The 25,082-nt window shown below is 30.5% G+C and carries 24 protein-coding genes and 1 other RNA gene; 16 read left to right on the top strand and 9 right to left on the bottom strand.

The window, feature by feature from the left end; translation table 11 throughout:
• Positions 1 to 8 precede the first annotated feature (8 nt).
• Positions 9 to 761 carry a glycosyltransferase family 2 protein gene (locus WHD07_RS04825; protein WP_343330283.1) on the top strand — a complete coding sequence of 251 codons (753 nt, stop codon included), beginning with the start codon at positions 9 to 11 and terminating at the stop codon, positions 759 to 761.
• 20 nt (positions 762 to 781) lie between these two features.
• Here WHD07_RS04825 and WHD07_RS04820 read toward each other — a convergent pair whose 3' ends face one another.
• Entirely contained in the window at positions 782 to 1,600 is an 819-nt protein-coding gene (locus WHD07_RS04820; RefSeq protein WP_343330282.1) for a glycosyltransferase family 2 protein, read from the bottom strand.
• A gap of 152 nt (positions 1,601 to 1,752) precedes the next feature.
• On the opposite strand from WHD07_RS04820, the gene WHD07_RS04815 reads away from it, so the two are divergent.
• Together WHD07_RS04815 and WHD07_RS04810 are read left to right on the top strand one after the other, a co-directional pair.
• Complete coding sequence (locus WHD07_RS04815) at positions 1,753 to 2,877, top strand: glycosyltransferase family 4 protein (RefSeq protein WP_343330281.1); 1,125 nt, start codon at positions 1,753 to 1,755, stop codon at positions 2,875 to 2,877.
• A 186-nt stretch (positions 2,878 to 3,063) separates the two neighbouring features.
• Entirely contained in the window at positions 3,064 to 4,485 is a 1,422-nt protein-coding gene (locus WHD07_RS04810; protein WP_343330280.1) for a CCA tRNA nucleotidyltransferase, read from the top strand.
• Positions 4,486 to 4,499: 14 nt separating this feature from the next.
• Here the strand turns inward: WHD07_RS04810 and WHD07_RS04805 are convergent, their stop codons facing one another.
• From WHD07_RS04805 to WHD07_RS04785, 5 genes are all read right to left on the bottom strand, one after another.
• A complete protein-coding gene (locus tag WHD07_RS04805; protein ID WP_343330279.1) occupies positions 4,500 to 5,447 on the bottom strand; it encodes a glycosyl transferase family 90 in 948 nt (315 codons plus the stop codon).
• Positions 5,448 to 5,452: 5 nt separating this feature from the next.
• Entirely contained in the window at positions 5,453 to 7,282 is a 1,830-nt protein-coding gene (locus WHD07_RS04800; RefSeq protein WP_343330278.1) for an ABC transporter ATP-binding protein, read from the bottom strand.
• Complete coding sequence (locus WHD07_RS04795; protein WP_343330277.1) at positions 7,282 to 8,997, bottom strand: phospho-sugar mutase; 1,716 nt, start codon at positions 8,995 to 8,997, stop codon at positions 7,282 to 7,284. The genes WHD07_RS04800 and WHD07_RS04795 overlap by 1 nt, the downstream gene beginning before the upstream one ends.
• Before the next feature lie 43 nt (positions 8,998 to 9,040).
• The gene (locus tag WHD07_RS04790; protein WP_343330276.1) at positions 9,041 to 9,997 is read right to left on the bottom strand and encodes a glycosyltransferase family 2 protein; all 957 of its coding nucleotides are present in this window, start codon (positions 9,995 to 9,997) and stop codon (positions 9,041 to 9,043) included.
• Between the two features lie 84 nt (positions 9,998 to 10,081).
• A complete protein-coding gene (locus tag WHD07_RS04785; RefSeq protein WP_105049185.1) occupies positions 10,082 to 10,603 on the bottom strand; it encodes a DUF4199 domain-containing protein in 522 nt (173 codons plus the stop codon).
• 176 nt (positions 10,604 to 10,779) lie between these two features.
• Here WHD07_RS04785 and ffs point away from each other — a divergent pair.
• From ffs to WHD07_RS04760, 5 genes are all read left to right on the top strand, one after another.
• Positions 10,780 to 10,878, top strand: an RNA gene (gene ffs, locus WHD07_RS04780) — signal recognition particle sRNA small type.
• A 194-nt stretch (positions 10,879 to 11,072) separates the two neighbouring features.
• On the top strand, positions 11,073 to 11,876 hold the full coding sequence (locus tag WHD07_RS04775) for an SDR family oxidoreductase (RefSeq protein WP_343330275.1): 804 nt from the start codon (positions 11,073 to 11,075) through the stop codon (positions 11,874 to 11,876).
• A gap of 535 nt (positions 11,877 to 12,411) precedes the next feature.
• On the top strand, positions 12,412 to 13,065 hold the full coding sequence (gene fsa / locus WHD07_RS04770; RefSeq protein ID WP_105049183.1) for a fructose-6-phosphate aldolase: 654 nt from the start codon (positions 12,412 to 12,414) through the stop codon (positions 13,063 to 13,065).
• Positions 13,066 to 13,508: 443 nt separating this feature from the next.
• Positions 13,509 to 15,197: a 2-succinyl-5-enolpyruvyl-6-hydroxy-3-cyclohexene-1-carboxylic-acid synthase gene (menD, locus tag WHD07_RS04765; RefSeq protein ID WP_343330274.1), complete on the top strand. Its 1,689-nt coding sequence runs from the start codon at positions 13,509 to 13,511 to the stop codon at positions 15,195 to 15,197.
• Positions 15,197 to 15,688, top strand: coding sequence for a DNA-binding protein (locus tag WHD07_RS04760; RefSeq protein WP_343330273.1), 492 nt, complete (start codon positions 15,197 to 15,199; stop codon positions 15,686 to 15,688). The genes menD and WHD07_RS04760 overlap by 1 nt, the downstream gene beginning before the upstream one ends.
• A gap of 126 nt (positions 15,689 to 15,814) precedes the next feature.
• Here WHD07_RS04760 and WHD07_RS04755 read toward each other — a convergent pair whose 3' ends face one another.
• Positions 15,815 to 16,942, bottom strand: a complete 1,128-nt coding sequence (locus WHD07_RS04755) for an alpha/beta hydrolase-fold protein (protein ID WP_343330272.1) — start codon at positions 16,940 to 16,942, stop codon at positions 15,815 to 15,817.
• A gap of 99 nt (positions 16,943 to 17,041) precedes the next feature.
• Here WHD07_RS04755 and WHD07_RS04750 point away from each other — a divergent pair, with 99 nt between their 5' ends.
• The 8 genes from WHD07_RS04750 (at position 17,042) to ftsY (ending at position 22,977) form a co-directional block, all read left to right on the top strand.
• Positions 17,042 to 17,881, top strand: coding sequence for a 1,4-dihydroxy-2-naphthoyl-CoA synthase (locus WHD07_RS04750; RefSeq protein WP_105049180.1), 840 nt, complete (start codon positions 17,042 to 17,044; stop codon positions 17,879 to 17,881).
• Between the two features lie 98 nt (positions 17,882 to 17,979).
• Complete coding sequence (purU, locus tag WHD07_RS04745) at positions 17,980 to 18,849, top strand: formyltetrahydrofolate deformylase (RefSeq protein WP_343330271.1); 870 nt, start codon at positions 17,980 to 17,982, stop codon at positions 18,847 to 18,849.
• Between the two features lie 95 nt (positions 18,850 to 18,944).
• Positions 18,945 to 19,553, top strand: coding sequence for a fumarylacetoacetate hydrolase family protein (locus WHD07_RS04740; RefSeq protein ID WP_105049178.1), 609 nt, complete (start codon positions 18,945 to 18,947; stop codon positions 19,551 to 19,553).
• Positions 19,554 to 19,654: 101 nt separating this feature from the next.
• A complete protein-coding gene (locus WHD07_RS04735; protein ID WP_343330270.1) occupies positions 19,655 to 20,896 on the top strand; it encodes a competence/damage-inducible protein A in 1,242 nt (413 codons plus the stop codon).
• A 164-nt stretch (positions 20,897 to 21,060) separates the two neighbouring features.
• Entirely contained in the window at positions 21,061 to 21,300 is a 240-nt protein-coding gene (rpmB, locus tag WHD07_RS04730; RefSeq protein WP_105049176.1) for a 50S ribosomal protein L28, read from the top strand.
• A gap of 29 nt (positions 21,301 to 21,329) precedes the next feature.
• The gene (gene rpmG / locus WHD07_RS04725) at positions 21,330 to 21,512 is read left to right on the top strand and encodes a 50S ribosomal protein L33 (protein ID WP_105049175.1); all 183 of its coding nucleotides are present in this window, start codon (positions 21,330 to 21,332) and stop codon (positions 21,510 to 21,512) included.
• A 51-nt stretch (positions 21,513 to 21,563) separates the two neighbouring features.
• A complete protein-coding gene (locus tag WHD07_RS04720; RefSeq protein WP_105049174.1) occupies positions 21,564 to 21,716 on the top strand; it encodes a DUF4295 domain-containing protein in 153 nt (50 codons plus the stop codon).
• A 307-nt stretch (positions 21,717 to 22,023) separates the two neighbouring features.
• Positions 22,024 to 22,977 carry a signal recognition particle-docking protein FtsY gene (ftsY, locus tag WHD07_RS04715; protein ID WP_105049173.1) on the top strand — a complete coding sequence of 318 codons (954 nt, stop codon included), beginning with the start codon at positions 22,024 to 22,026 and terminating at the stop codon, positions 22,975 to 22,977.
• A gap of 65 nt (positions 22,978 to 23,042) precedes the next feature.
• On the opposite strand, the gene WHD07_RS04710 is transcribed toward ftsY, so the two are convergent.
• On the bottom strand, positions 23,043 to 23,921 hold the full coding sequence (locus tag WHD07_RS04710; protein WP_343330269.1) for a cation diffusion facilitator family transporter: 879 nt from the start codon (positions 23,919 to 23,921) through the stop codon (positions 23,043 to 23,045).
• A 184-nt stretch (positions 23,922 to 24,105) separates the two neighbouring features.
• Positions 24,106 to 25,020: a cysteine synthase A gene (cysK, locus tag WHD07_RS04705; protein WP_343330268.1), complete on the bottom strand. Its 915-nt coding sequence runs from the start codon at positions 25,018 to 25,020 to the stop codon at positions 24,106 to 24,108.
• Positions 25,021 to 25,082 lie beyond the last annotated feature (62 nt).

Raw genomic sequence — 25,082 nt, 5'->3', positions numbered from 1 at the left:
AAAAAACTATGACAAAGATTACTGCAATTATACCTACCCTAAATGAAGAAATTCATATAGAAGAAGCAATAAAATCCGTAGGTTTTGCAGATGAAATTATAGTCATAGATTCTTATAGTAAAGATAAAACGATAGAAATAGCTGAAAAGTTACATGTAAAAATCATCAAGCGAAAGTTTGATGATTTTTCTTCTCAAAAAAACTTTGCAATATCTCAAGCAAAACATTCTTGGATTTACATTTTAGATGCAGATGAACGTGTTACAGAAAATCTTGAAAAAGAAATTCTTAAAAATGTAAAAAACCCTAAAGATTTTGTAGGTTTCTCATTTAGTAGAGATTTCTACTTTATGAATAAACAAATTAAATTTGGTGGTTATAGCAACAACAAGGTGATTCGTTTATTTAATAAAAACTACTGTAAGTATAATGGAAGCTTAGTCCATGAAAAGATTATAGCAGATGGAAAAATAGGAGTAATAGAAGAACCTATTAAACATTATTCATATAAAAGTTTTAGTCATCATTTAACTAAAGTTCAAAATTATAAAGAATTACAAGCAAAAGAACTTTTTGCAAAAGGGAAAAAATCTTCATTATTTAAAATTATTGTAAAACCCAAAACAAGATTTTTAACTCATTATGTTTTTAAATTAGGTTTTTTGGATGGTTTTAGGGGCTTTGTTATTGCAGCAATTCAGGCTTATGGAATCTTTATTAAATTTGTAAGTTTAAGATTGCTTCAGAAGAAAATTAAATAAGAGTTGCACTAAATTGGTTTTTATCCCTTTACAATACCAAACTTTGTAGTACTAACTTTGGTACTTCTAGTATTTTTTCTAATATCATTATTTATTTTCCAACTTTTTTCATTTGCATAACCACGAGGATGATCTAAATGGATAACTATAGCACTATATCTAATTTGCTTAGATTTTATACCCAAATTAACCAAGCGTTCACCTAACTCTCTGTCTTGTCCACCATATTGCATGCGTTCATCAAAACCATTTATTGCAACAATATCCTTTTTCCAACCAGAAGCATTATGACCATTCCAAGTTGGTTTTGTAGGTGTAACAAAGTTTAAAAACTTTGCTTTTAATCCAGTATGTTTTAGTTTGTTGTTTTTAAAGGATTTGGTTAATCCATTTTTACTTAACCAATCAATAGAAAAACAGCGATTATCTTCAATATCTTTTTTTGATATTAATTCAGAAATATTCATCGGTAACATAAAATATCCTCCAGATAAAAAATATCCTTTTTCTTTATAAGTGTCATGAACTTCAACAAAGTCTTTTCTAGGAATACAATCTCCATCAGACATTATTATGTAAGGCGCTTTGCACGCTAAAATAGCCTTGTTTAAAATTTGAGATTTTTGAAACCCATCATCTTTATGCCAAACATGCGTTATTGGATAGTTTACTTCAGTTTGTATTTTGGTAATTAAGTTCTTAGTTTTATCTGTAGAACCATCATCTGCAATAATAATTTCAAAATTATTAAGTGTTTGAACATTATAACCCCAAAGAACTTTTTCTAACCATTCTTCTGAGTTGTATGTGCTTATAATTATAGAAATTGTTTGTTTCATAGATAATGGTAATATATTAAAAAACAAAAATAGTAGTATTAAATGAATTAATCTTATTTTTGAAAATTAAATCTAAATGAAATGAGTTTTGAATTTCATTTAGATAATAATTTATTTTTAAAAGTTGGATTATATTACATTAAATTTTTTATATGAGAATTTGTATCACTAGAACTTTAAAACATGGTTATTCAGAAACTTTTATAAGAGATCAAATAAAAGTTTTTTTTAAACTTACTAAAAATGTTTACACTATTCATAGTGGTCGTTTTCCAGAAAGAAAAGAGGATGGTACTTTACTCAGTCCAAAGTTTTTTTGGGTTTTACATAAGTTTGTTAAAGTATTTGTAGGGAGAAATAATTTTTTCAGTAATTATGGAGTAAAAAAATATTTAAAAGAAAATAATATAAATGTAGTTTTATCTAATTATGGAATTTCAGCGGCACATATGGTTCCTGTATGTAGAGAATTAAAAATTCCTTTGATAGTTATTTTTCATGGTCATGATGCTACTGATAAAAAATTACTAAAAGAGTATAAAAGCAAATATCAAAAATTGTTTAATTATGCGAGTTCTATTGTTGTTGTTTCTAAAGAAATGCAAAGTGATTTAATAACTTTAGGTGCAAGAAAAGAAAAAATTGTTGTTGTTCCATGTGGTGTTAATACATTAAAGTTTATGCCCGAATTTAATAAAATTAAAGAAAGGAACTTTATTGCTGTGGGAAGATTTACAGAAAAAAAAGGACCATTAATAACTATTCGAGCTTTTTATAGTGTTTTACAAAAATACCCTGATGTTAAGTTGACGATGGTGGGTAAAAAAGATGGACTTTACAATGACTGTGAAGCTCTGGTAAAAGAACTTGGAATTGAAAAATCAATAGTTTTTACAGGTATTTTACAACAAAATGAAGTTGCTGAATTAATGAAATCTTCTTTAGCTTTTGTTCAACATTCAGTTACAGCTTCTAACGGAGATATGGAAGGAACGCCAGTTAGTATTATGGAAGCAAGTGCAAGTGGTTTACCTATTATTAGTACATTTCATGGAGGAATAAAAGATGTTGTAATACATGGTGAAACTGGATTTTTGGTTTCCGAGAAAGATGAAGTAGCAATGGCAAAATATATTATGGAATTTTGTGATAACCCTGGATTATCAACTCTATTTGGAGAAAATGGCCGTAAGCACATTCAAATAAACTATGAACAGCAAACACAAATAAAGAAAATATTTGACCTAGCTAATACAGCTATTAGAATTTCTGATTAAAGTGTTATAATGTTTTAATGTATCAGAATAATATTTATTCTATATAGATTCATTTAAAGAAATTGTCTAACCAATTTTGGGAGGCTCAGATTATATAGTAAATTTGCACAAAAATAAAGAGAATCTATAATGTTTTGCTGGTTTTTAAAAATTGGTAATTAGATTTAAGTTTTAAGACCTTAGTTCATGCAGAAACAGTTGTTTAAAGAAGCAATTTCATCAGAAATATTTAGTGTTATATCAAAAGCATCCAGTCAACTAGAAATAGATAGTTATGTAATTGGAGGGTTTGTTCGTGATTTTTTCTTAAAAAGAGGGAATTCTAAAGATATAGATGTCGTAGCAGTTGGTAGTGGTATTGAGTTGGCTCAAAAAGTAGCTAAACTTTTGCCAAACAAACCTAAAGTACAGGTTTTTAAAACGTACGGAACAGCAATGCTACGATACAACGACATAGAAATAGAGTTTGTTGGTGCTAGAAAAGAATCGTATTCTGAAGATAGTAGAAATCCGGATGTAACCGAAGGAACCTTACAAGACGATCAAAATAGAAGAGATTTAACGATAAATGCATTAGCATTGAGTTTAAACGAAGCTAATTTTGGAGAATTGTTAGATCCTTTTAATGGAATTGAAGACCTGAAAAATAAGGTGATTAAAACGCCTTTAAATCCTGATATTACCTATTCTGATGATCCTTTAAGAATGATGCGTGCTATTCGTTTTACTACGCAGTTAAATTTTAATATTGATACAGAGTCTTTGGAAGCAATTTCTAGAAATGCGTATCGATTAAAGATTATTACTCGTGAAAGAATTGTAGATGAATTGAATAAGATTTTGTCATCAGCAAAACCTTCTATAGGGTTTTTATTATTAGAAAGAACAGGGCTTTTAAAGCAAATTCTACCGGAATTGATTGCTTTAAAAGGAGTAGAAGAGGTAGAAGGACAAAAACATAAAGATAATTTTTATCATACATTAGAAGTTGTAGATAATATTGCTAAAAATACAGAGGATGTTTGGTTGCGTTGGGCTGCTTTATTACATGATATAGGAAAAGCGCCAACTAAAAAATTTAGTAAAAAAGTTGGGTGGACATTTCATGCACATGAATTTGTGGGCTCTAAAATGGTGTATAAATTATTCAAAAGATTAAAAATGCCATTGAATAACAAAATGAAATTTGTTCAAAAAATGGTGATGTTAAGTTCTAGACCTATTGTTTTGGCTACAGAAGTTACAGACTCTGCCGTTAGGCGTTTGGTTTTTGATGCAGGTGATGATATTAATTCTTTAATGACCCTGTGTGAAGCGGATATAACCACTAAGAATCCAAAGAAATTTAAGCGTTATCATCAAAATTTCGAATTAGTAAGAAATAAAATAAAAGAGGTAGAAGAAAGAGATCAGGTACGTAATTTTCAGCCACCAGTTACTGGAGAAGAAATTATGGAAGCTTTTAATTTAAAACCTTGTAGAGAAATTGGGCAAATAAAAGAGGCTATAAAAGAGGCTATTTTAGAAGGTGTAATACCTAATGAAAAGCAAGCCTCTTATGATTTTATGATTGAAAAAGGAAAGGAATTAGGCTTAGTGTTAGCTTAAAAACTAAGGTTGTTTTAATTTATTTGATTTGTGCTTTTAAAATAGTTGTTCATTACTTTTAATGAAAGTAATTTTTCTAGCTTTTTATCTTTAAATTTTTGTGTCCAATTTTTAGCATTCACAATTATTTTTTCAGCTTCATCAATATTTTTAGAATAATAATCCATTTTTGCTTCTAAATCAGAATAATCATCTTCTATTAATACATAATGAAAATTTGGTGTTAATTTGCCTTCCATATACCAAGTTTCAAATTTTGGTTTTGGCATAAAACAAAGTGAATTAGAAGACATTATCCATTTTAAATTAGTGGCAACATCTATTCCTTCAATAGAAATGATAAACTTATATGCTAGCTGGTTTTCTAAGGTTAAATAATCTTTAATCCAGTTCGGTTTACTGTTTTTTTGATGTGTTGTACCAATATTCATTTTTGGGTGGTCGTGAAAATTATCAACTAAAAGTCTTCTATTTTCTTTATGAATTACGCCTCTCCAAACAGCTTCATTTTTCTTTTCAGAAAATGATTTAGAATCTTTTATAAAATGAAAATGTCTTAGAGAATCTAAAGGTAAAAGTACCGAATTACCATTGTGATTAATAGGTCTACTTTTTACAAAACTGATGCTTTCTACGTCTGTATCTACATCGCCAAAAGTATAATTAATAGCTAAGTTTTGATTAAAATATCTTCCATATTTCATAAAGTCATAATAATACATGCTTTTATGTCCTTTTTTTTTAAGGTTCTTTAATAAAGTCCCTTTAATATTTTCTTTAGGAAGGTTAGGGTTTATATAATAGGATACTCTTTCTTGAGTTTCTTTTTTAGAATAATTGTTTTGGTTGTTAATCCAATTATTTAATTTTTTATGGAATAAACTTCTTGGTAATACATCTAAAAAACCATTTTGAATGTAATAAAGTACTTTACTTCTTTTAAAAAAATTAAAAAGACTCATTCTGTTTAACTTAAAGATTGCATAGTTACTAACTTAAAATACTCACCTTTTTTTGCAAGTAATTCTTCATGTTTACCTTGTTCTACAATTTTTCCTTTTTTCATGACCACAATTTTATCTGCTTTTTGAATGGTAGATAACCTGTGTGCAATAACTAAAGACGTTCTGTTTTGCATCATTTTTTCTAAAGCAACTTGTACCAATTGTTCAGACTCGGTGTCTAGAGCAGAGGTAGCTTCATCCAGAATCATTATTGGTGGGTTTTTTAAAACAGCTCTTGCAATAGACAAACGTTGTTTTTGTCCGCCTGAAAGTGTGTTTCCACTATCACCAATATTTGTATTGTATTTTTCTGGTAAATTCTGAATAAACTCATCTGCATTTGCAATTGTTGCGGCTTCTAAAATAGCTTCATCACTTGCATTTTTAGTACCTAAATTGATGTTGTTGGCAATGGTATCATTAAACAAAATAGAGTCTTGAGAAACAATACCCATTAAATCTCTTAAAGATTTTTTGGTAACATCTTTTATATTTTGATTATCAATAAGAACATCACCATTATTTACATCGTAAAAACGAGTAATTAAATTTGCTAAGGTAGATTTTCCACTACCAGATTGACCAACCAAAGCAACGGTTTCTCCTTTATTAATGGTTAAAGAGAAGTCTTTTAAAACATAATCATCTTTATATTTAAAAGAGATATTTTTAAATTGTATTTGATTAGTAAAGTCTTCTTTTACAATAGCGTTAGGTTTGTCTTTAATACTATTTTCTGTATTTAAAACCGTCATAATTCTTTCTGCAGATGCCTCTCCTTTTTGAATATTATAAAAGGTAGAAGTAATTAATTTTATAGGGTTTAAAACCGTGTAAAATAACACAATATAACCTAAAAATTCATCAGGTTGCAACGAACTTGTTTTAGCTAAAACTTCTGTTCCTCCGTACCAAAGGATGGCAATAATGGTTGCCGAACCTAAAAATTCACTCATTGGAGAAGCCAATGTTTGCCTGTGAATTACACTGGTCATTAATTGTTTAAAATGAAGTGTAGAGTTGTTAAACTTTTTAGCGATTACGCCTTCTGCATTAAAGCCTTTAATAATTCTTAAACCAGTTAAGGTTTCTTCTATAAATGATAAAAAATTACCATTTTCTTTCTGAGCTTTAGCAGATTTTGCTTTTAATTTTTTACTGATGGATGAAATTATAAATCCTGATACTGGTAATAAAACAAAAACAAAGAGTGTTAATTTTACACTCATAAAAAGCATAATAGAAATTGCAATAATTACAGTTAACGGCTCTCTAACAATGGTTTCTATAGATGTTAAAATGGAGTTTTCTACTTCTTGTACATCAGAAGTCATACGCGCAATAATGTCTCCTTTTCTTTTTTCTGAAAAATAGGAGATAGGCAATTCTACAATTTTTTCATATAATTTATCTCGTAAATCTTTTACAATTCCTGTTCTTAAAAAGGTAATTACATAAGAAGCTAAATACCTAAATAAATTTTTAAAAAAGAATAAAGAAACAGATAGTAAGCAAATAAAAACTAGTGTTTTTATATTGCCTTCAGTTTCTATTTTGTTTGATATGTAAAAGTAAAAACTTTCTTTTAAGTAATCTCCAATTCCGGTAAGACCCTCATAAGTTGGTTTGCTTACAATTTCTTTATCAGTGCTAAATAAAATTCCTAAAACAGGTATAAAAGCTAAAACGGACAGTACATTAAAAATAGCGTAAAGTATGTTAAATAGAAGGTTTAAAACTGTAAACCTTCTATACTTTTTTTCATATTTTAAAATGTCTTTAAAATACCCCATTAATTCAATTTCATCTCTTTAATAATTCGTTGAATTTTAGCATCTAAAGCTGCTTCTGTAGAGGCTGCATTTTTTACTTCATCTAGTTGTGTATTTACACTAAAGTAGAATTTTATTTTTGGCTCTGTTCCACTTGGTCTTGCTGCAATTCTTGTTCCAGATTCTGTTTGATAAATTAAAACATTCGATTTTGGTAAATCGATGTTTGTTACTTCACCTGTAATTAAATTCTTTTTTGTTGATGCATCATAATCACAAAGAGATTCTACTTTTTCTCCATCAATTTCAGTTAAAGGATTGTTACGCATGTCGCTTAACATTTGCTGAATTTCTGCAGCACCATCCATTCCTTTTTTAGTAATAGAAATTAAATGCTCTTTGTAATAACTGTTTTTAATATAGATTGCCAGTAATTCTTCATAAAAAGAACTACCATTTTGTTTTGCATAGGCAGCAACTTCACAAGCTAAAAGAGTTGCAGTAACTGCATCTTTATCTCTTACAAAACCACCAACCATGTAACCAAAACTTTCTTCTCCACCTCCAATAAAATCAAGCTCAGGAAAATCTCTTACCATTTTAGCAATCCATTTAAAACCTGTTAAACCAACTTTGGTATCTACACCATAACTAGTAGCAACATCGTTTACTAATTCTGTAGAAACTATGGTAGAACCTACAAATTGTTTTCCATTGATTTTACCTTCTTCTTTCCATTTCTTTAACAGAAATTCAGTCATAACAACCATTGTTTGGTTACCATTCATTAATTTCATGTTTCCATCCGTATCTCTAATAGCCACACCTAAACGATCACAATCTGGGTCTGTACCAATAACAATATCAGCACCAATTTTGTTTGCTAAATCGGTAGCCATTTTTAAAGCTTCTGGTTCTTCTGGATTTGGAGATTTTACTGTTGGGAAGTCTCCATTAGGTACTCTTTGTTCTTCAACAATATGTACATCTGTATACCCTGCTTTAGCCAATGCATCTGGTACAGAAACAATAGAGGTTCCGTGTAAAGACGTAAAGACAATTTTTAAATTTTTTCTATCAATGTTATCAGATAAAGAACCGTTTTTTACTGATGCTTCAATAAAAGCATCATCAACATCTTTACCAATAACTTCAATTAAGTTTTCGTTTGCATCAAACTTTATTTCAGAGAAATCTAATGCATTTACTTTTCCAATAATTCCACCATCATGCGGAGGAACAATTTGTCCACCATCTGCCCAATATACTTTGTAACCATTATATTCTGGCGGATTATGAGAAGCTGTTAGTACAATACCAGCATCACAACCTAAATGGCGTACAGCAAAAGATAATTCTGGTGTTGGGCGTAAATCTTCAAAAAGATATACTTTTATATTGTTTGCAGATAAAACATCGGCTACAACTTTCGCAAACTTTTTACTATTATGTCTACAATCGAAAGCAATAACAACACTACGTTGCTCTTTTTGTACGTTTTCTATTAAGTAATTAGATAAACCTTGTGTAGCTCTACCCAATGTATATTTGTTAATTCTGTTGGTTCCTGCACCCATAACTCCACGCATACCACCAGTACCAAATTCCATATCTTTATAAAACCTGTCTGCTAAAGCATCCGGATTATTAGAGATTAATTCTTGAATTTCTGTTTGAGTTTCAGCATCAAAAGTAGCTGTTAACCATTGTTTTGCTTTGTCTAAAATATTATCCATTGTATAAAGATTGTGTTACTTAATTGAGGTGCAAATATACTATTTAGAAATTGAGTTTTTCTTTAATCGTATAGTGTTTTTCGTTACTTTTTGTTTTTATAATGAGTTCTCCAATAAATCCTGCCAAAAATAAAGAAGTTCCTAAAATCATAGAAGTTAAGGCAATATAAAACCAAGGATTGTCTGTTACCAGTATTGTTTTAATGCCATTAAATACTTTGTATAGTTTTATGGCTCCAATATAAAATGCAGAAGTTGTTCCGAATAGAAACATTAAAGTTCCCCAAAGGCCAAAAATATGCATGGGTCTTTTACCAAATTTTGATAAAAAAGAAATGGTAATTAAATCTAAAAAACCATTTACAAAACGGTCCATTCCAAACTTGGTTTCCCCGTATTTTCTAGCTTGATGTTGTACTACTTTTTCGCCAATTTTAGTATACCCTTCGTTTTTAGCTAAAACAGGAATGTATCGGTGCATTTCTCCGCTTACTTTTACTGCTTTTATAACTTCGTTTTTGTAAGCTTTTAAGCCACAATTAAAATCGTTTAGTTTTAAACCAGATGTTTTTCTAGCGGCAGCATTAAATAATTTTGAAGGGATGTTTTTAGTGAGAACGTTGTCATAACGCTTTTTTTTCCATCCAGAAATAAGGTCGAAATTTTCTTTAACGATTAAATTATACAATTCAGGAATTTCATCTGGATTGTCTTGTAAATCTGCATCCATAGTTATAACTACGTTACCTTTTGCTATTTCGAAACCAGCATCTAAAGCTTGAGATTTTCCGTAGTTTTTTTGAAAACGAATTCCTTTTACAGCTTCATTTTTAGCAGATAATTCTTCGATTACTTTCCAAGAATTGTCTGTGCTACCATCATCAATAAAAATAACTTCATAAAAATAACGATTGGATTGCATAACTTTTGCAATCCAATCGTATAATTCTTGTAAAGATTCATCTTCGTTAAGAAGTGGTATTACTACCGAAATATCCATGTTTTTTATATTCTAAAATTCTAAGTTGTAAAGTTATAAAGCCTTGGTTAAAACTTTTTAATTTTACTGCTTTTTAACTAATATTTAGTAAGTTTCTTCTTCAGATTTTTTCATGATTGCAGCAGCAATAGCAGAAATTATAAAACCAAAGAAAGCAGATGTAGCTAAAATAATAGCTGCTAAAATACCAGGACTCTGAAATTTTTGAGCCATGGCTACTGCATTATCTACTTGTTCTTCTGTCATACCTGCATCTAACCATTTTTGTTGTTGCAATTCCATGGCTTGTTGCTGAAAAGTAGGGTCTATATAATTCATAAATAAAAATGTATACACCAAAGCAATTACGGCACTAATCATAGTAATTCCTAGCCCTATTTTAACGCCTTGTCCCCAAGAGATAAAGCCGTCATTAGCTTCTCTAAACTTTTTAATACCTATTATAATAAGCGCAATCATTGCAACAAAACTAACAAGGCTATTAATCCATTGAAATTCTAATAAGCTACCTGTTGCAAAAAGAATTAAGTGAACAATAATACCTATTACACCTAGGTATAGTCCGTAATTAAGTATAATGCTTTTACTATCTGCTTGATTTTCCATTTTTTTTTAAGTTTAGTTATACAAATATATTGATTTCATTGTTGATAGTTTTTACTTTCCTAGAAAAGATTGTAATTTATCTCAACAATACATTAGTATTCAGAGTGTTGAAAATGTTACAAAAAAATATCACTTTTTTTTGTTGTCATAATAAAAAAAGCTTGTAAATTTGCACTCGGCAAGTCCTACACAACTAGCTCCCTTTGAATCCTCCAGGGCGGGAACGCAGCAAAGGTATTAGGTTGTAGCAGTGTGATGTAGGTAGCTTGCCTTTTTTTATGCACTAAATTTAAATTCTGAATCGGTTCAGAATTTTTCTTTTTTATAGCGGTATTAACTTTGTCCTTGTTAGTTTCCTTCATTTACTTTTAAGATATTTGCACCCGAATTCAAGCCTCTAAATATTTTTATCAAAAAATTTAGCATTGTATTCTACAAATTTTTAATAATTCAATCTTTTTATAATTATATGTCTAAAGTTGTATTAATTACTGGAGCTTCATCCGGAATAGGAAAATCTATTGCTACGTTTTTATCTGAAAAAGGGTACAAAGTTTACGGAACAAGCAGAAACCCTAAAAACACAGCCAATTTTTCTTTTGATCTAATTGCTTTAGATGTTTTAAAAGTAGATACCATTAATTCGGCAATCGATCTTATAATTCAAAAAGAAGGACGTTTAGATATTTTGGTAAACAATGCAGGAATGGGAATTACTGGTCCTATAGAAGATACACCAACTGATGAAATGCGCGCTGTTTTTAATACCAACCTTTTTGGAGCTATCGATGTAATGAAAGCTGCTTTACCGCAAATGCGCAAACAAAAAGCGGGACTTATTATAAATGTAACTTCTATTGCAGGTTATATGGGGTTGCCTTTCCGCGGATTATATTCTGCTACAAAAGGAGCTTTAGAAACCATAACTGAAGCGACAAGTATGGAGGTAAAACCATTCGGAATTAAAGTAACATGTGTTGCTCCAGGAGATTTTGCAACCAATATTGCTGCAGGAAGATATCACACACCCGTTTTTGAAAAATCGGCTTACAAAGAAAATTATCAGGCAAACTTAAATTTAATGGATGCGCACGTAAGTGGAGGAATGGATCCTATAGAAATGGCCAAGGCTGTTTTTAAAATTATAAATACTAAAAATCCTAAGATCCATTATAAAGTAGGTGGCTTTATGGAGAAGTTTTCTATTATTTTAAAACGAATTCTGCCAGACAGAATGTATGAGAAAATTTTAATGAATCATTATAAATTATAGTAATGGAGCATGCTCTATTAAAAAAAATATGTGTTTAAAAAACAAATAATGCATTTTGGCTAAAGCCCTTGTGTTGAAATAATTTAATTACCTATGGATAAATCCATAGGCAATTTAAAAATTGAATAATAAAGAGTTTGTTTTGGTTTTTAATTGTCACTGGCTTTAGCCTGTGTTCATTTAATAAGTAGAATAGTGGCTTTAGCCAAACTTTAGAAGGTTTTTAGAATAAATTATCCTCAAAAAAGTATTCTGAACAGCAATGTTTTAAAAACCTATTAGGACTGAAAATATTTTTATTTAACTTCTTAAATTATTTATAACTAACTATCTTTGCGTTAGGGATTGAAGTGGAAATCCTTTTTATTTTTTAATTAGCGTCATTGCGAGGAACGAAGCAATTTGTTAATTAATTATAAGAATGCTGCATAAAGCAGAAAAAGATTTATGAGCAAAGACAAAATAAAAAGATTGCAGCGAAAAGCCCGCTCGAACGCCCAAATAAAACAGAACAATTACAACTAAATATATACAAATGAAATTTTTTATTGATACTGCAAATTTAGAGCAAATTAAAGAAGCGCAAGCTTTAGGTATTTTAGACGGTGTAACTACAAACCCATCTTTAATGGCTAAAGAAGGAATTACTGGTGAAGCAAACATTATTAATCATTACAAAGAAATTTGTAACTTGGTAGAAGGAGATGTTTCTGCAGAAGTAATTGCTACAGATTTTGATGGAATGGTAAAAGAAGGTGAAGCTTTGGCTGCTTTAAACCCTCAGATTGTGGTAAAATTACCAATGATAAAAGACGGTGTAAAGGCGTGTAAATATTTTTCTTCTAAAGGGATTAAAACAAACGTAACGTTAGTGTTTTCTGCAGGTCAGGCTTTATTGGCTGCTAAAGCAGGTGCAACGTATGTTTCTCCATTTATTGGTCGTTTAGACGATATTTCTACAGACGGAATGAATTTAATTAAAGAAATTCGTTTAATCTATGACAATTACGGTTTCGAAACTCAAATTTTAGCAGCTTCTGTACGTAATACAATGCACATTATTAACTGTGCAAAATTAGGATCTGACGTTATGACTGGACCTTTAAGTGCTATTGAAGGTTTGTTAAAACACCCTTTAACAGATAGTGGTTTGGCTAAGTTTTTAGAAGATTACAAAAAAGGAAACTAACCAACGCAGTTGGTTTTTAGATATTAAAGTCAGAAAGTAGAAAAAATGTTTTTTACTTTCTGACTTTTTTGGCTTCATTAACTTTTCGACTTTTCGACTTTGTAACTTAGTAGCTTACCAATAACTTTAGTTGTAATTATTAGAAGCTATTTCCTGCTTTTCACTATATCTTTTTATTTCTGTCATTGCGAAGTTTACTTTTTTGTAAACTGTGGCAATCTCTTAATTAAAAACAGATTACTTCGTTCCTCGTAATGACGCTTTTCTAAAAAGATTATAAAAAGGATGCCGTTTCAATCAGGGCTAAACTTGTTTAGAAACGAATAGCTAATAAATAAAATTAAAGAGTCGTTAACTTTCAAAGTAATAAATGAAAGTTTGCGACTTTTTTGTCTTCAATAACTTTTTGACTTTGTAACTTTGCCACTTTGTAACTTATAGTAATGTATCCTAAGAAACCTTTAGCACAAATTGTAATTTCAGCATGTAGTCAATTTAATATTGATACCGTTGTTATTTCTCCTGGTTCACGAAATGCTCCGTTAACGGTTGGTTTTTCTAATCATCCAGAAATAGAAGCATTAAGTGTGGTAGATGAGCGTTGTGCTGCTTTTTTTGCTTTGGGTATTGCGCAACAAAGGCAAAAACCAGTTGCAATTGTTTGTACATCTGGTTCTGCTTTGTTAAATTATTATCCTGCAATTGCAGAAGCTTTTTATAGTAACATTCCGTTAGTGGTAATTTCTGCAGACAGACCAAAACGTTTAATAGATATTGGCGACGGACAAACCATTCGTCAAGAAAATGTCTTTGAAAATCATATTTTGTTTTCTGCCAATTTAATTGATGAAGTTGTCAGTTCGAGCGCAGTTGAGAACTCAAAACTTATTTGTGAGGCTTTGCAAATAGCAGTTTCGCAAAAAGGACCTGTGCATATAAATGTTCCGTTTGATGAGCCTTTGTATGAAACTGTTTCTACAATTGATACGGTTATTGCGAACAAAGTGAAACAATCTTTTGAAGAGATTACTTCGTCGTTTACTCCTCGTAATGACGATACAGATTATGATGCTTTGTCTAAAATTTGGAATGCAGCCAAAAAGAAAATGATTCTTGTTGGCGTTAATTATCCGGATGAAGAACTACATCAATTAATGGATTTTTATGCTGATGATACTTCTGTTTTAATTTTAACAGAAACCACGTCTAATTTACATCAACAGAAAGCGATAGATTCTATAGATCAATTAATTTTTTCTTTAGATGAAGAGCAGTTTGAGGCTTTAAAACCAGACGTGTTAATTACTTTTGGAGGAATGATTGTTTCTAAAAAGATAAAGCAATTTTTAAGAAAATATCAGCCAAAACATCATTGGAATATTGATAAGAAGAAAGCAATGAACACGTTTTTTTGTTTATCAGAATTTATTCAAATAGAACCGTTAGATTTCTTTTCGAAATTTAATGGAATAATTGTAAAAAAAGAAAGTAATTATCAGCAAAAATGGTTGCAATTTCGTGATGAGAAGCGAGAGAAACATACTGCCTATTTATCAAAAACAACACATTCTGATTTTAAAGTTTTTGAGCAAATTATAAAAAGTGTGCCTACTAATAGTCAGTTGCAAATTAGCAACAGTTCTATTATTAGATACGCGCAATTATTTTCTATAGATAAAACAAACAATGTTTATTGTAATAGAGGAACAAGCGGAATTGATGGAAGTACAAGTACCGCTATTGGCGCAGCTTTTGCGGCTAAAAATCAGACTGTTTTTATAACCGGAGATATTAGTTTTTTTTATGACAGTAATGCGTTGTGGAATATTAATATTCCTAAAAACTTTAGAATTATTTTAATTAATAATTCTGGTGGCGGAATCTTTAAAATTATTCCAGGACCAGGAACCACAAACGCGGCTAAATATTTTGAAACTCCGCATTCTTTAACTGCAGTGCATTTGTGTAAAATGTACAATTTCGATTATTTAAAAGCAGATTCAACAGAAACAGTACAAGAACAATTAGACGGTTTTTATGAAACATCAGAAAAACCAAAAATATTAGAAATCTTTACGCCAAGTGAAGAAAATGATTTAATTTTAAAAGCATATTTTAAATATATACAATAATGGATTCACAAGAAGATTTATACGAAGGAGAAGAGCATTTACAAGAAGACGAAAATAATTCGGAAGCGGTAGACATGTACTTAAAAGAAGGAGATAAGGTAAACTTAGTAATTGAAACCGAAACAGGTTTAGGATATACGGTTTTAATTAATGAAGAGTTTGATGGTTTGCTTTTTAGAAGTGAAGTTTTTCAGGAGTTAGAAGAGAATATGGAAGTTACAGGTTATATAAAGCAGATTCGTGAAGACGGAAAAATTGATGTTTCTTTGCGTCCACAAGGTTTTAGAAACGTAATTGATTCTGATGTAGAAAAAGTACTTACTAAGTTAAAAGAAAGTAGAGAAGGCTTTTTGTTATTAACAGATAAAAGTTCTCCAGATTCTATACGTTTTCACATGAAAATGAGTAAAAAAGCATTTAAAAAAGCAGTTGGAAATTTATATAGACAGAAACTTATTTTAATTAAAGAAGATAGAATAGAGTTGGTGTAAATAGTATACAGTAGTAAGTTCGCAGTAGTAGGCAGTAAAATTGTTTTTTAATTATTTTTTTAGAAATAGAATTTTATTTTTGCTAACTGCTAACTGCTAACTGCTAACTGCTAACTGCTAACGAGCCTATCTACCTCCCAATCTTAAAATATTGTCATAAAATTTATCGGCATTTGGGTCTGCAGGATCCATTTTACCATAGCCTATTTTATATTGTAAGATTGCTTTTCTGATTTGTTTTCCTTTTTCGTAATACTTGCCAATATAATAGTCGCCTAAAGGAGAGTTGGGAAAAAGTTTTAAAATCATTTTACCAAACGGAAGTAACTGGTTTCCATTTTCTTTTTCCATAACTATTTTTTCTACCGCGTACACATCATTTTCTCTAATGTTTAAGCTGCTTCCAAAAAGAAATTCTATTTCTACATATTTGTTTTCTAAATATGCAATAGCGTCTGCAGGCGATAAATCTTTTATATTTTCATTAAATTCTTCTTTAGAAATAGCAGAATATATCTGAAACACTTGGTTTAAGGCTCTCGGAATTGCTTCGCTCATTGCAGAAATATTACTAGACGTATGTATAGTGTCATTTATAATATTAAAGTTCTTTAACTCTACAGAGTTTAAAAGAGTTTGTAGTTCTCCTATTTGTGTCTGTTTATCGGTAGAAAAAGAGGTAGCATTGTTAATATAAAAGTAAAAAGTATTGTCTTCTTTTTGATATCTAGGTAGGTTGTATGACTCTAATTGTTGCCCAATAAAATTTGAGAAAGTAGGGTTTATACAGATATAAGAATTGATAAACGGAGTTTCTTCTCCTAAAAAATAAGAAACTAAGTTTGCAGAAGTACCTTCGCCTACAAGTGTAATAAAAGGAGAAGTTTTGTAAGTACTTTCTATGTTTAAAATAACTTCATCTTTTATAAATTGATAAAACTTTTTATTATCTGTAGTTAGTTCTCCGTTTGTAATATTAAAATAGGTGTCTTTTTTTCTAGTTTTTGCCATTTCAATTCCTACAACAATTTGCTTTGGAGCTTTGTCTTTTGCTGCAAATAAAACAGAATTACCAACATAGGTATCAAACAAAAATTCACTATCTAAAACAATAGCTAAGGGGTAGTTTTTTTCTTCTTTAGCATTGTAACCTTCTGGTAAATAGATTTTTATTTCTCTTCGGTCATCTGCGTAGTCAGATACAATTGTTTTTTTTATAATTTTTTGAGTAAACCCGTTAAGGCAAAATAGCATAAATATTAGTGTGAACGATTTCTTTATCATAAATTTGAATCTTTTATTTTTGTACCCAATTATTTTGTTCTTCTAAAAGAACGTCCAAAATACAAAATTATGATACAACCCGAGTGGAAAACTGTTAAAGAATACGAAGACATTACTTATAAAAAGTGTAATGGAGTTGCTAGAATAGCATTTAATAGACCTAATGTTAGAAATGCTTTTAGGCCTAAAACAACTAAAGAACTATACGATGCTTTTTATGATGCTGGCGAAGATGTAAATATTGGTGTTGTGCTACTTTCTGCAGAAGGACCAAGTACAAAAGACGGAGTTTATTCGTTCTGTTCAGGCGGAGATCAAAAAGCACGTGGGCATCAAGGTTATGTTGGTGAAGATGGTTATCACAGATTAAATATTTTAGAAGTACAACGTTTAATAAGGTTTATGCCAAAAGCTGTAATTGCAGTGGTTCCGGGATGGGCCGTTGGTGGCGGACATAGTTTACACGTGGTTTGCGATTTAACTTTGGCCTCTAAAGAACATGCTATTTTTAAACAAACAGATGCAGATGTAACGTCTTTTGATGGGGGTTATGGTTCTGCATATTTGGCTAAAATGGTGGGGCAAAAAAGAGCTCGTGAGATCTTTTTCTTAGGAAGAAATTATTCAGCACAAGAAGCGTATGAAATGGGGATGGTAAATGCTGTTATTCCTCATGACGAATTAGAATCTACTGCATATGAATGGGCACAAGAAATTTTAGAAAAATCTCCAACTTCTATAAAAATGTTAAAATTCGCTATGAACTTAACAGACGATGGAATGGTGGGGCAACAAGTTTTTGCTGGTGAAGCAACAAGACTTGCTTATATGACGGATGAAGCAAAAGAAGGAAGAGATGCTTTTCTAGAAAAAAGAAAACCAAACTTTCCTAAAAAATGGATACCATAGGTTTTAGTATTCAGTTAACAGTATCAGTTTGTCAGTTCGAGTGAATTTATGAAGTATGAATAAATTTGTATCGAGAACATTTAAATTTTGAATAAACAATGAAATCAAAAGTAGTTTCTTTTTTAATAAAATGTCCGGATCAAAAAGGATTGGTAGCTAAAATTACCAGTTTTTTCTATGAAAAAGGATTTAATATTGTAAGCTCACAGCAATACGTAAATGCTATTGAGAACACCTATTTTATGCGAATTCGTTTAAATGCAGACGGAACAACACTTTCTAAAAAAGAATTAGAAAGTAGTTTTTTAGAATTGGCAACTCCCTTAAATATAGATTGGTCTGTAAATTACGATGATAAAAAACAAAATGTAGCCATTATGGTTTCACATACAAGTCATAATTTATATGATTTGTTAGAACGTTCTAAAGAAGGACGATTAGATTGTAATGTAAAAATGATTATTAGTAATCATGATAAGTTAAGATACATTGCAAACATGTTTCATATTCCTTTTCATTATTTACCAGTTACCAAAGAAACCAAATTAAAACAAGAAGCACAGGTTAAAGAATTGTTAGATGCTAGCGATATAGATTTGATAATTATGGCAAGATATATGCAAATTTTATCTGCAGATTTTATCAATCATTATCCAGAAAAAATCATCAATATTCATCATTCTTTTTTACCCGCTTTTCAAGGAGCAAATCCTTATAGAAAAGCCTATGAAAGAGGAGTTAAGTTAATAGGGGCAACGGCACATTATGCAACGGTAGATTTAGATGAAGGACCGATTATAGAGCAAGATGTAAAACCTGTAACGCACGAAAGTACACCAACAACCTTAAAAAGAATTGGTGCAGATATAGAAAAATTGGTTTTGGCAAGAGCTGTAAAAAACCATTTAAATCATCAGATCATTGTTTCAGGAAATAGAGCTATTGTTTTTCCAGAAGCAGGAGAGTAAAAAAAGTAGATAGTAATTCAGTTGCAGTTGGCAGTTTAGAATTAAAATCTACTTTAATTATAAATTTTGAATCATTTAATTTTCAACGTATATAAATGAAAATAATTTGTATTGGGCGCAATTACGCAAAACACATCGAAGAATTGGCTAACGAAAGACCAGAAAATCCTGTTGTTTTTTTAAAGCCAGATTCGGCAATTTTACCAAGAAAAAATCCATTTTTTATTCCACCTTTTTCTGATGATGTACATTATGAAGTAGAGGTTTTAGTGAAAATAAATAAAGTAGGTAAACATATTGATGCAAAGTTTGCTCATAAATATTATGATGAAATTGGTTTAGGAATCGATTTTACAGCAAGAGATGTGCAAGCTCAATGCAAAGAAAAAGGTTTGCCATGGGAAAAAGCAAAAGCTTTTGATGGAAGTGCCGTTGTAGGAGAGTTTTATCCGAAGGAAGAATTCGAATTAGAGAATTTAAAATTTCAATTATATAAAAATGATGAAATTGTTCAGGATGGAAACACCAATGCAATGTTATGGAAAACCGATGAATTAATTGCTTATGTTTCTCAATACTTCACGTTAAAAAAAGGAGATATCATTTTTACAGGAACACCTGCTGGAGTTGGTAAGGTTGTAGAAAACGATAACTTAAAAGGAGTAATTGAAGGTAAAGAAGCTTTTAATATTAGAGTAAAATAGGTTAAACCGCAAGGTACACAAAGAATAAGCAACGTTCGCAAAGAAATAATTCTTTGAGATTTTTGCAAAAACTCTGCAACCTTTGCGTTTAAAAACAGACAATGAAAGCAGAAATTATAACTATTGGAGATGAAATTCTCATCGGACAAATTGTAGATACAAATTCGCAATTTATTGGTCAGGAATTAAACAAAATCGGAGTTTCTGTGTATCAGATAACTTCTATTCAAGATGATGAGCAACATATTTTAAATGCTTTAAAAGAAGCACAAGAAAGAGTAGATGTTGTTATTCTAACAGGAGGTTTAGGGCCCACAAAAGATGACATCACTAAAAAAACGATTGCAAAGTTTTTTAAGGATGATAAGCTTGTAGAGTATCCAGAAGTAATAACACATATTAAAGAGATGTTTCAAAAGATTGGTCATCCATTTAAAGAAATTCAAAGATACCAAGCGCAACTGCCATCAAAAGCTACTTTATTAACAAATAGTTTTGGTACAGCACCAGGTATGTGGTTTTACGAAAATGATACTGTCTTTGTGTCATTACCAGGAGTTCCGTATGAAATGAAAGGTTTAATTACCAATCAAGTTTTACCAAGAATTCAAAAACAATTTCAACTAGATTTCATTATGCATAAAACAATTATGACGTATGGACTAGGAGAAAGTATGATTGCAGAAAGAATTGAAGATTTTGAAAATAATTTACCAACGTATATAAAACTAGCCTATTTGCCATCATTTGGTAAAGTTCGACTGCGTTTATCTGCCATTGGCAAAAATAAAGAAACTCTAGAAAAAGAGTTAAATGAAAAAGTAGCTGCCATTTATCAATTAATACCAGAAATTATTACAGGTTTAGATGAGGATAGTTCTTTAGAAAAAAGAATAGGAGAGCTGTTGCAAAAAAATAACCAAAGTATTGCCACAGCAGAAAGTTTAACAGGCGGACAGATTGCAGCAAATATAGTGTCAGTTGCAGGTTCTTCTGCCTATTACAAAGGTAGTTTTATAACCTATACTGCAGATACCAAAATAAATTTATTAGGTGTTTTACCAGCTACTATTAATACATATACAGTAGTAAGTAAAGAAGTTGCTTTAGAAATGGCCAGAGGAGTTAAAGCTAAATTGCAAACAAATTATGCCATTGCAGTAACAGGTAATGCAGGACCAACTACAGATAACACAGACAAAAGTGTAGGAATCGTTTACATTGCTATTATTTCTGATGAAAAAGAAATTGTAAAAGAATTTAATTTTGGGCAACCAAGAGAAAAAGTAATAAATAGAACTGTAAGTAAAGCGCTAGAAATGGTGTATAAGGAATTAGTGTAGCAAAGATTAATTAGTAAAAGGCTGTTAAAAACATTCGTTTTTAATAGGTTTTGGGCATTTTAGAAATAAATATAAAAAATTATAAAAATAGTTTTGTTCACATTTATAATTAATTGTATATTTGCACCTCGTTTAGAGATAACACTATAAATACTGTCGAAAAGATGTCTAGAGTTTGTGAATTAACAGGAAAAAAAGCAATGGTTGGGAACAATGTATCTCACGCTTTAAATAGAACTAAGAGAAAGTTTGACGCTAATCTAATGACCAAGCGTTTTTATATCCCAGAAGAAGATAAATGGATAACATTAAAAGTATCTGCTTCTGCATTAAAAAATATTAACAAGAAAGGAATTTCTACAGTTATAAAAGAAGCGAGAGCTAACGGATTTTTAACTAAATAAGCGCTCGAGCAATTTAAAATTTTATACAGATGGCAAAAAAAGGAAACAGAGTTCAGGTAATTTTAGAATGTACAGAGCACAAAGCAACAGGTTTAGCAGGTACTTCTAGATACATTACAACTAAGAACAAAAAGAACACTCCAGATAGAATGGAAATTAAAAAATTCAATCCTATCTTAAAGAAAATGACTGTTCACAAAGAAATTAAATAATTAAACTGTCTAGAACTCAGAATAGAGCACATAGATTAAAAAAAATAGACAATGGCAAAAAAAACAGTAGCATCGTTACAGACATCTTCAAAAAGATTATCAAAAGCTATTAAGATGGTAAAGTCTCCAAAATCAGGAGCTTATACATTTGTAGAAACGATCATAGCACCAGAAAAAGTAAACGACTTTTTAGCAAAAAAGTAAGTTTAACTACATAAAATATTCAAAACTACTTTCTATAATTAGAAAGTAGTTTTTTTTTTTGTCTAATAATTACGTATTTTTGGGCGTTACCTAAAGGTCGCGCTTTACATTATATCTTTTCTTATACTGTTCTAGCGCAAAACGTTTTTATTATTAATGATCAACCTTTACTCTAAAACAAGTAATTGTTTTTTTTAAGAAAAGGATGCCATTTCAATCGCTAACGCAGCCTTATAGGTGACAATTTGACCAAACCTAACAAATGGCACGTTTTTTAACGTATTGCCATATAGCATAAAAAATAAAAATGAGTTTTTTTAAAAGAATATTTTCAAAAGAGAAAAAAGAAACCTTAGACAAAGGATTAGAAAAGTCTAAAGAAAGTTTTTTTGGCAAGTTAACAAAAGCAGTTGCAGGTAAATCTAAGGTAGATGATGATGTTTTAGATAATTTAGAAGAGATTTTAGTAGCATCAGATGTTGGTGTAAGCACAACTCTTAAAATTATAGATAGAATAGAAGCCAGAGTTGCTAAAGATAAATACGTTGGTACAGATGAGTTAAACAGAATTCTTCGCGAAGAAATTGCGGGTCTTTTGTCTGAAACAAATATTGGCAATGAAACTGAATTTACAATCCCAGAAGGTAAAAAACCTTATGTAATAATGGTTGTTGGTGTAAACGGAGTTGGTAAAACAACAACTATTGGTAAATTAGCAAGCCAGTTTAAAAAACAAGGTTTAAAGGTTGTTTTAGGAGCCGCAGATACTTTTAGAGCAGCTGCAATAGATCAATTACAAGTTTGGGCAGACAGAACAGATGTACCAATTGTACGTCAAGAAATGGGGTCAGATCCTGCTTCTGTAGCATTTGATACTTTAAAATCTGCCGTTACTCAAAATGCAGATGTTGTAATTATAGATACTGCTGGTCGTTTACATAACAAAGTCAATTTAATGAATGAGTTGACAAAGATTAAACGTGTAATGCAAAAAGTAGTAGATAATTCTCCTCATGAAGTTTTGCTGGTTTTAGATGGATCTACGGGGCAAAATGCTTTTGAACAAGCCAAACAATTTACCTTAGCAACAGAAGTTAGTTCTTTAGCCGTTACCAAATTAGATGGTACAGCAAAAGGTGGAGTTGTAATTGGTATTTCAGATCAATTTAAAATACCTGTAAAATATATTGGAGTAGGAGAAGGTATAGATGATTTACAAGTATTTAATAAATACGAATTTGTAGATTCTTTCTTCAAATAAAGAATTTATCAATCTTTTAATATTATTTGTCCCTGTGTATTTAAAATACTCAGGGATCTTTTTTTCTAACCTTTTTTTGTGTTAGGTTCTATATGAATTAATATATGTCCTAAATTGGGTATTTCTGCTTGTAAGTAGTCTTTTAAATGATGCGCAATGTCATGTCCTACTTTTACAGAAATCTCGCTGTTTACAATGGCATGTAAATCTACGTGAAATTTCATTCCAGATTTTCTGATAAAACATTTTTCTGTGTTTAAAACCCCCGGAACTTCTATTGATTTTTTTCTAATTTCAAGAATAAGGTCGTCATACAATTGTTCATCCATTACCTCACCTAAAGCAGGTCTTAAAATTAAGTAACTATTGTATAAAATAAAACCCGCCGCAAATAATGCTGCCCAATCATCAGCAGCTTCAAACCCTTTGCCAAATATAATAGCTATAGAAATACCAATAAAAGCCATCACAGATGTAATAGCATCACTTCTATGGTGCCAAGCATCTGCTTTAAGTGATGTACTATTGGTTAGTTTACTTTTCTTGATTACAATTTGAAATGAAATTTCTTTCCAAATTATTATTACGGCTAATACAATTAAAGTCCATGTTTTTGGAATTTTTTGAGGAGACTGAATGTTTAGAATACTTTTGTAGGCAATTACAGTAGCAGAAACCACCAAAAAAGCTACAATACCAAAGGTAATTAAAGGCTCTATTTTTCCGTGTCCGTAAGGATGGTTTTCATCCGCAGGACGTTTTGCGTATTTAAAACCCAGTAAAACTAAAAAGGAAGCAAAAATATCTGTGGTAGATTCAATAGCATCTGCAATTAGCGCGTAAGAATTACCAAAAAAACCCGCAAGACCTTTTATTATTGCTAAAATAAAATTAGATATCAAGCTAAAGTAAGTTGTCTTTATGGCGCTTTCTTCGTTATTCATTTTGTTTTTGTATGATTGTTGGTAACTGTAGTTTTATCTAAAGTAACTGTTAAAAAAAGCAGAATACCGAGAGGCAAAGTTAGTTTTTTCAATCTAAAAAGAAGGTTTTTAATATTGGTTTTAAAAAAGAAAACCTCACTAATTTGTGAGGTTTTCTTTTTAACTTATGATATCTTTTTAGGTATTATTCTGTTAAAAGACCTTCTATAGAAAGGTAACGTTCTCCCGTATCATAATTCATAGTTAGTATTGTTTCTTCTCCTTTTAAGGTTTGTAATTGTTTTCTAACAGCAGCTAAAGATGCTCCTGTAGAAATACCAACTAAAATACCTTCTGTTTTTGCTATATTTCTTACTTCTGTAAAAGCTTCTTCTTTGGTAATTTTAATAGCACCGTCAATTAAATCTGAATTAAATACTTCTGGAAAGAAACCTGGTCCGATACCTTGTAAAGCATGTGGCCCTGGTTTATCTCCAGAAATAATTGCAGAATCTTTTGGTTCTACGGCAAGTACTTTTATGGTAGGAAATGTTTCTTTTAAAACTTCTGCCATACCAGTAATATGTCCACCTGTACCAACACCAGTAATTAAATAATCTAATCCTTCCGGAAAGTCGTTAACAACCTCTATTGCTGTTGTATTATAATGTATTTGTGGGTTTGCAGGGTTTGTGAATTGAGAAGGCATCCACGAATTTTTATTATCGGCAACCATTTCTTTTGCTTTTGCAATAGTACCACCCAAACCTAATTCTTTAGGAGTTAATACAAGGTTCGCACCGTAGGCTTTCATTAAAGCACGTCTTTCTAGAGACATAGATTCTGGCATTACAAGTGTAAGTTTGTAATTTTTAATGGCAGCTACCATTGCCAAACCAATACCTGTGTTACCAGAAGTTGGTTCTATAATTTCTGTATCTTTGTTTATAAGGTTTCTTTTTTCGGCATCTTCTATCATTGCAAGTGCAATTCTATCTTTAATGCTTCCTCCAGGATTCGCTTTTTCAAGTTTCATCCAAACATTAGCATCTGGAAATAATTTAGCTAATCTTACCACAGGTGTATTACCAATGGATTCTAAAATATTATCAATTTTCATACTGTTTTGTTTAATTTATAAGGGATTTTATTTCTTTAAAAGTAAGTTCTTTCCCTCTTACG

The sequence above is a fragment of the Polaribacter staleyi genome, from assembly GCF_038024045.1.
GTDB lineage: Bacteria > Bacteroidota > Bacteroidia > Flavobacteriales > Flavobacteriaceae > Polaribacter > Polaribacter butkevichii.
This window is presented reverse-complemented; position numbering and strand designations above follow the sequence as displayed.

What these genes read in the sequence shown, in the direction of transcription:
- ftsY (WP_105049173.1), top strand. Translation starts at nt 22,024, where the DNA reads ATGAGTTTTTTTAAAAGAATATTTTCAAAAGAGAAAAAAGAAACCTTA.
- WHD07_RS04820 (WP_343330282.1), bottom strand. Translation starts at nt 1,600, where the DNA reads ATGAAACAAACAATTTCTATAATTATAAGCACATACAACTCAGAAGAA.
- WHD07_RS04810 (WP_343330280.1), top strand. Translation starts at nt 3,064, where the DNA reads ATGCAGAAACAGTTGTTTAAAGAAGCAATTTCATCAGAAATATTTAGT.
- WHD07_RS04755 (WP_343330272.1), bottom strand. Translation starts at nt 16,942, where the DNA reads ATGCTATTTTGCCTTAACGGGTTTACTCAAAAAATTATAAAAAAAACA.
- WHD07_RS04720 (WP_105049174.1), top strand. Translation starts at nt 21,564, where the DNA reads ATGGCAAAAAAAACAGTAGCATCGTTACAGACATCTTCAAAAAGATTA.
- WHD07_RS04790 (WP_343330276.1), bottom strand. Translation starts at nt 9,997, where the DNA reads ATGGATATTTCGGTAGTAATACCACTTCTTAACGAAGATGAATCTTTA.
- cysK (WP_343330268.1), bottom strand. Translation starts at nt 25,020, where the DNA reads ATGAAAATTGATAATATTTTAGAATCCATTGGTAATACACCTGTGGTA.
- WHD07_RS04800 (WP_343330278.1), bottom strand. Translation starts at nt 7,282, where the DNA reads ATGGGGTATTTTAAAGACATTTTAAAATATGAAAAAAAGTATAGAAGG.
- menD (WP_343330274.1), top strand. Translation starts at nt 13,509, where the DNA reads ATGTATCCTAAGAAACCTTTAGCACAAATTGTAATTTCAGCATGTAGT.
- WHD07_RS04735 (WP_343330270.1), top strand. Translation starts at nt 19,655, where the DNA reads ATGAAAGCAGAAATTATAACTATTGGAGATGAAATTCTCATCGGACAA.
- WHD07_RS04805 (WP_343330279.1), bottom strand. Translation starts at nt 5,447, where the DNA reads ATGAGTCTTTTTAATTTTTTTAAAAGAAGTAAAGTACTTTATTACATT.
- rpmG (WP_105049175.1), top strand. Translation starts at nt 21,330, where the DNA reads ATGGCAAAAAAAGGAAACAGAGTTCAGGTAATTTTAGAATGTACAGAG.
- WHD07_RS04750 (WP_105049180.1), top strand. Translation starts at nt 17,042, where the DNA reads ATGATACAACCCGAGTGGAAAACTGTTAAAGAATACGAAGACATTACT.
- WHD07_RS04825 (WP_343330283.1), top strand. Translation starts at nt 9, where the DNA reads ATGACAAAGATTACTGCAATTATACCTACCCTAAATGAAGAAATTCAT.
- purU (WP_343330271.1), top strand. Translation starts at nt 17,980, where the DNA reads ATGAAATCAAAAGTAGTTTCTTTTTTAATAAAATGTCCGGATCAAAAA.
- WHD07_RS04795 (WP_343330277.1), bottom strand. Translation starts at nt 8,997, where the DNA reads ATGGATAATATTTTAGACAAAGCAAAACAATGGTTAACAGCTACTTTT.
- WHD07_RS04785 (WP_105049185.1), bottom strand. Translation starts at nt 10,603, where the DNA reads ATGGAAAATCAAGCAGATAGTAAAAGCATTATACTTAATTACGGACTA.
- WHD07_RS04815 (WP_343330281.1), top strand. Translation starts at nt 1,753, where the DNA reads ATGAGAATTTGTATCACTAGAACTTTAAAACATGGTTATTCAGAAACT.
- WHD07_RS04775 (WP_343330275.1), top strand. Translation starts at nt 11,073, where the DNA reads ATGTCTAAAGTTGTATTAATTACTGGAGCTTCATCCGGAATAGGAAAA.
- fsa (WP_105049183.1), top strand. Translation starts at nt 12,412, where the DNA reads ATGAAATTTTTTATTGATACTGCAAATTTAGAGCAAATTAAAGAAGCG.
- WHD07_RS04710 (WP_343330269.1), bottom strand. Translation starts at nt 23,921, where the DNA reads ATGAATAACGAAGAAAGCGCCATAAAGACAACTTACTTTAGCTTGATA.
- rpmB (WP_105049176.1), top strand. Translation starts at nt 21,061, where the DNA reads ATGTCTAGAGTTTGTGAATTAACAGGAAAAAAAGCAATGGTTGGGAAC.
- WHD07_RS04740 (WP_105049178.1), top strand. Translation starts at nt 18,945, where the DNA reads ATGAAAATAATTTGTATTGGGCGCAATTACGCAAAACACATCGAAGAA.
- WHD07_RS04760 (WP_343330273.1), top strand. Translation starts at nt 15,197, where the DNA reads ATGGATTCACAAGAAGATTTATACGAAGGAGAAGAGCATTTACAAGAA.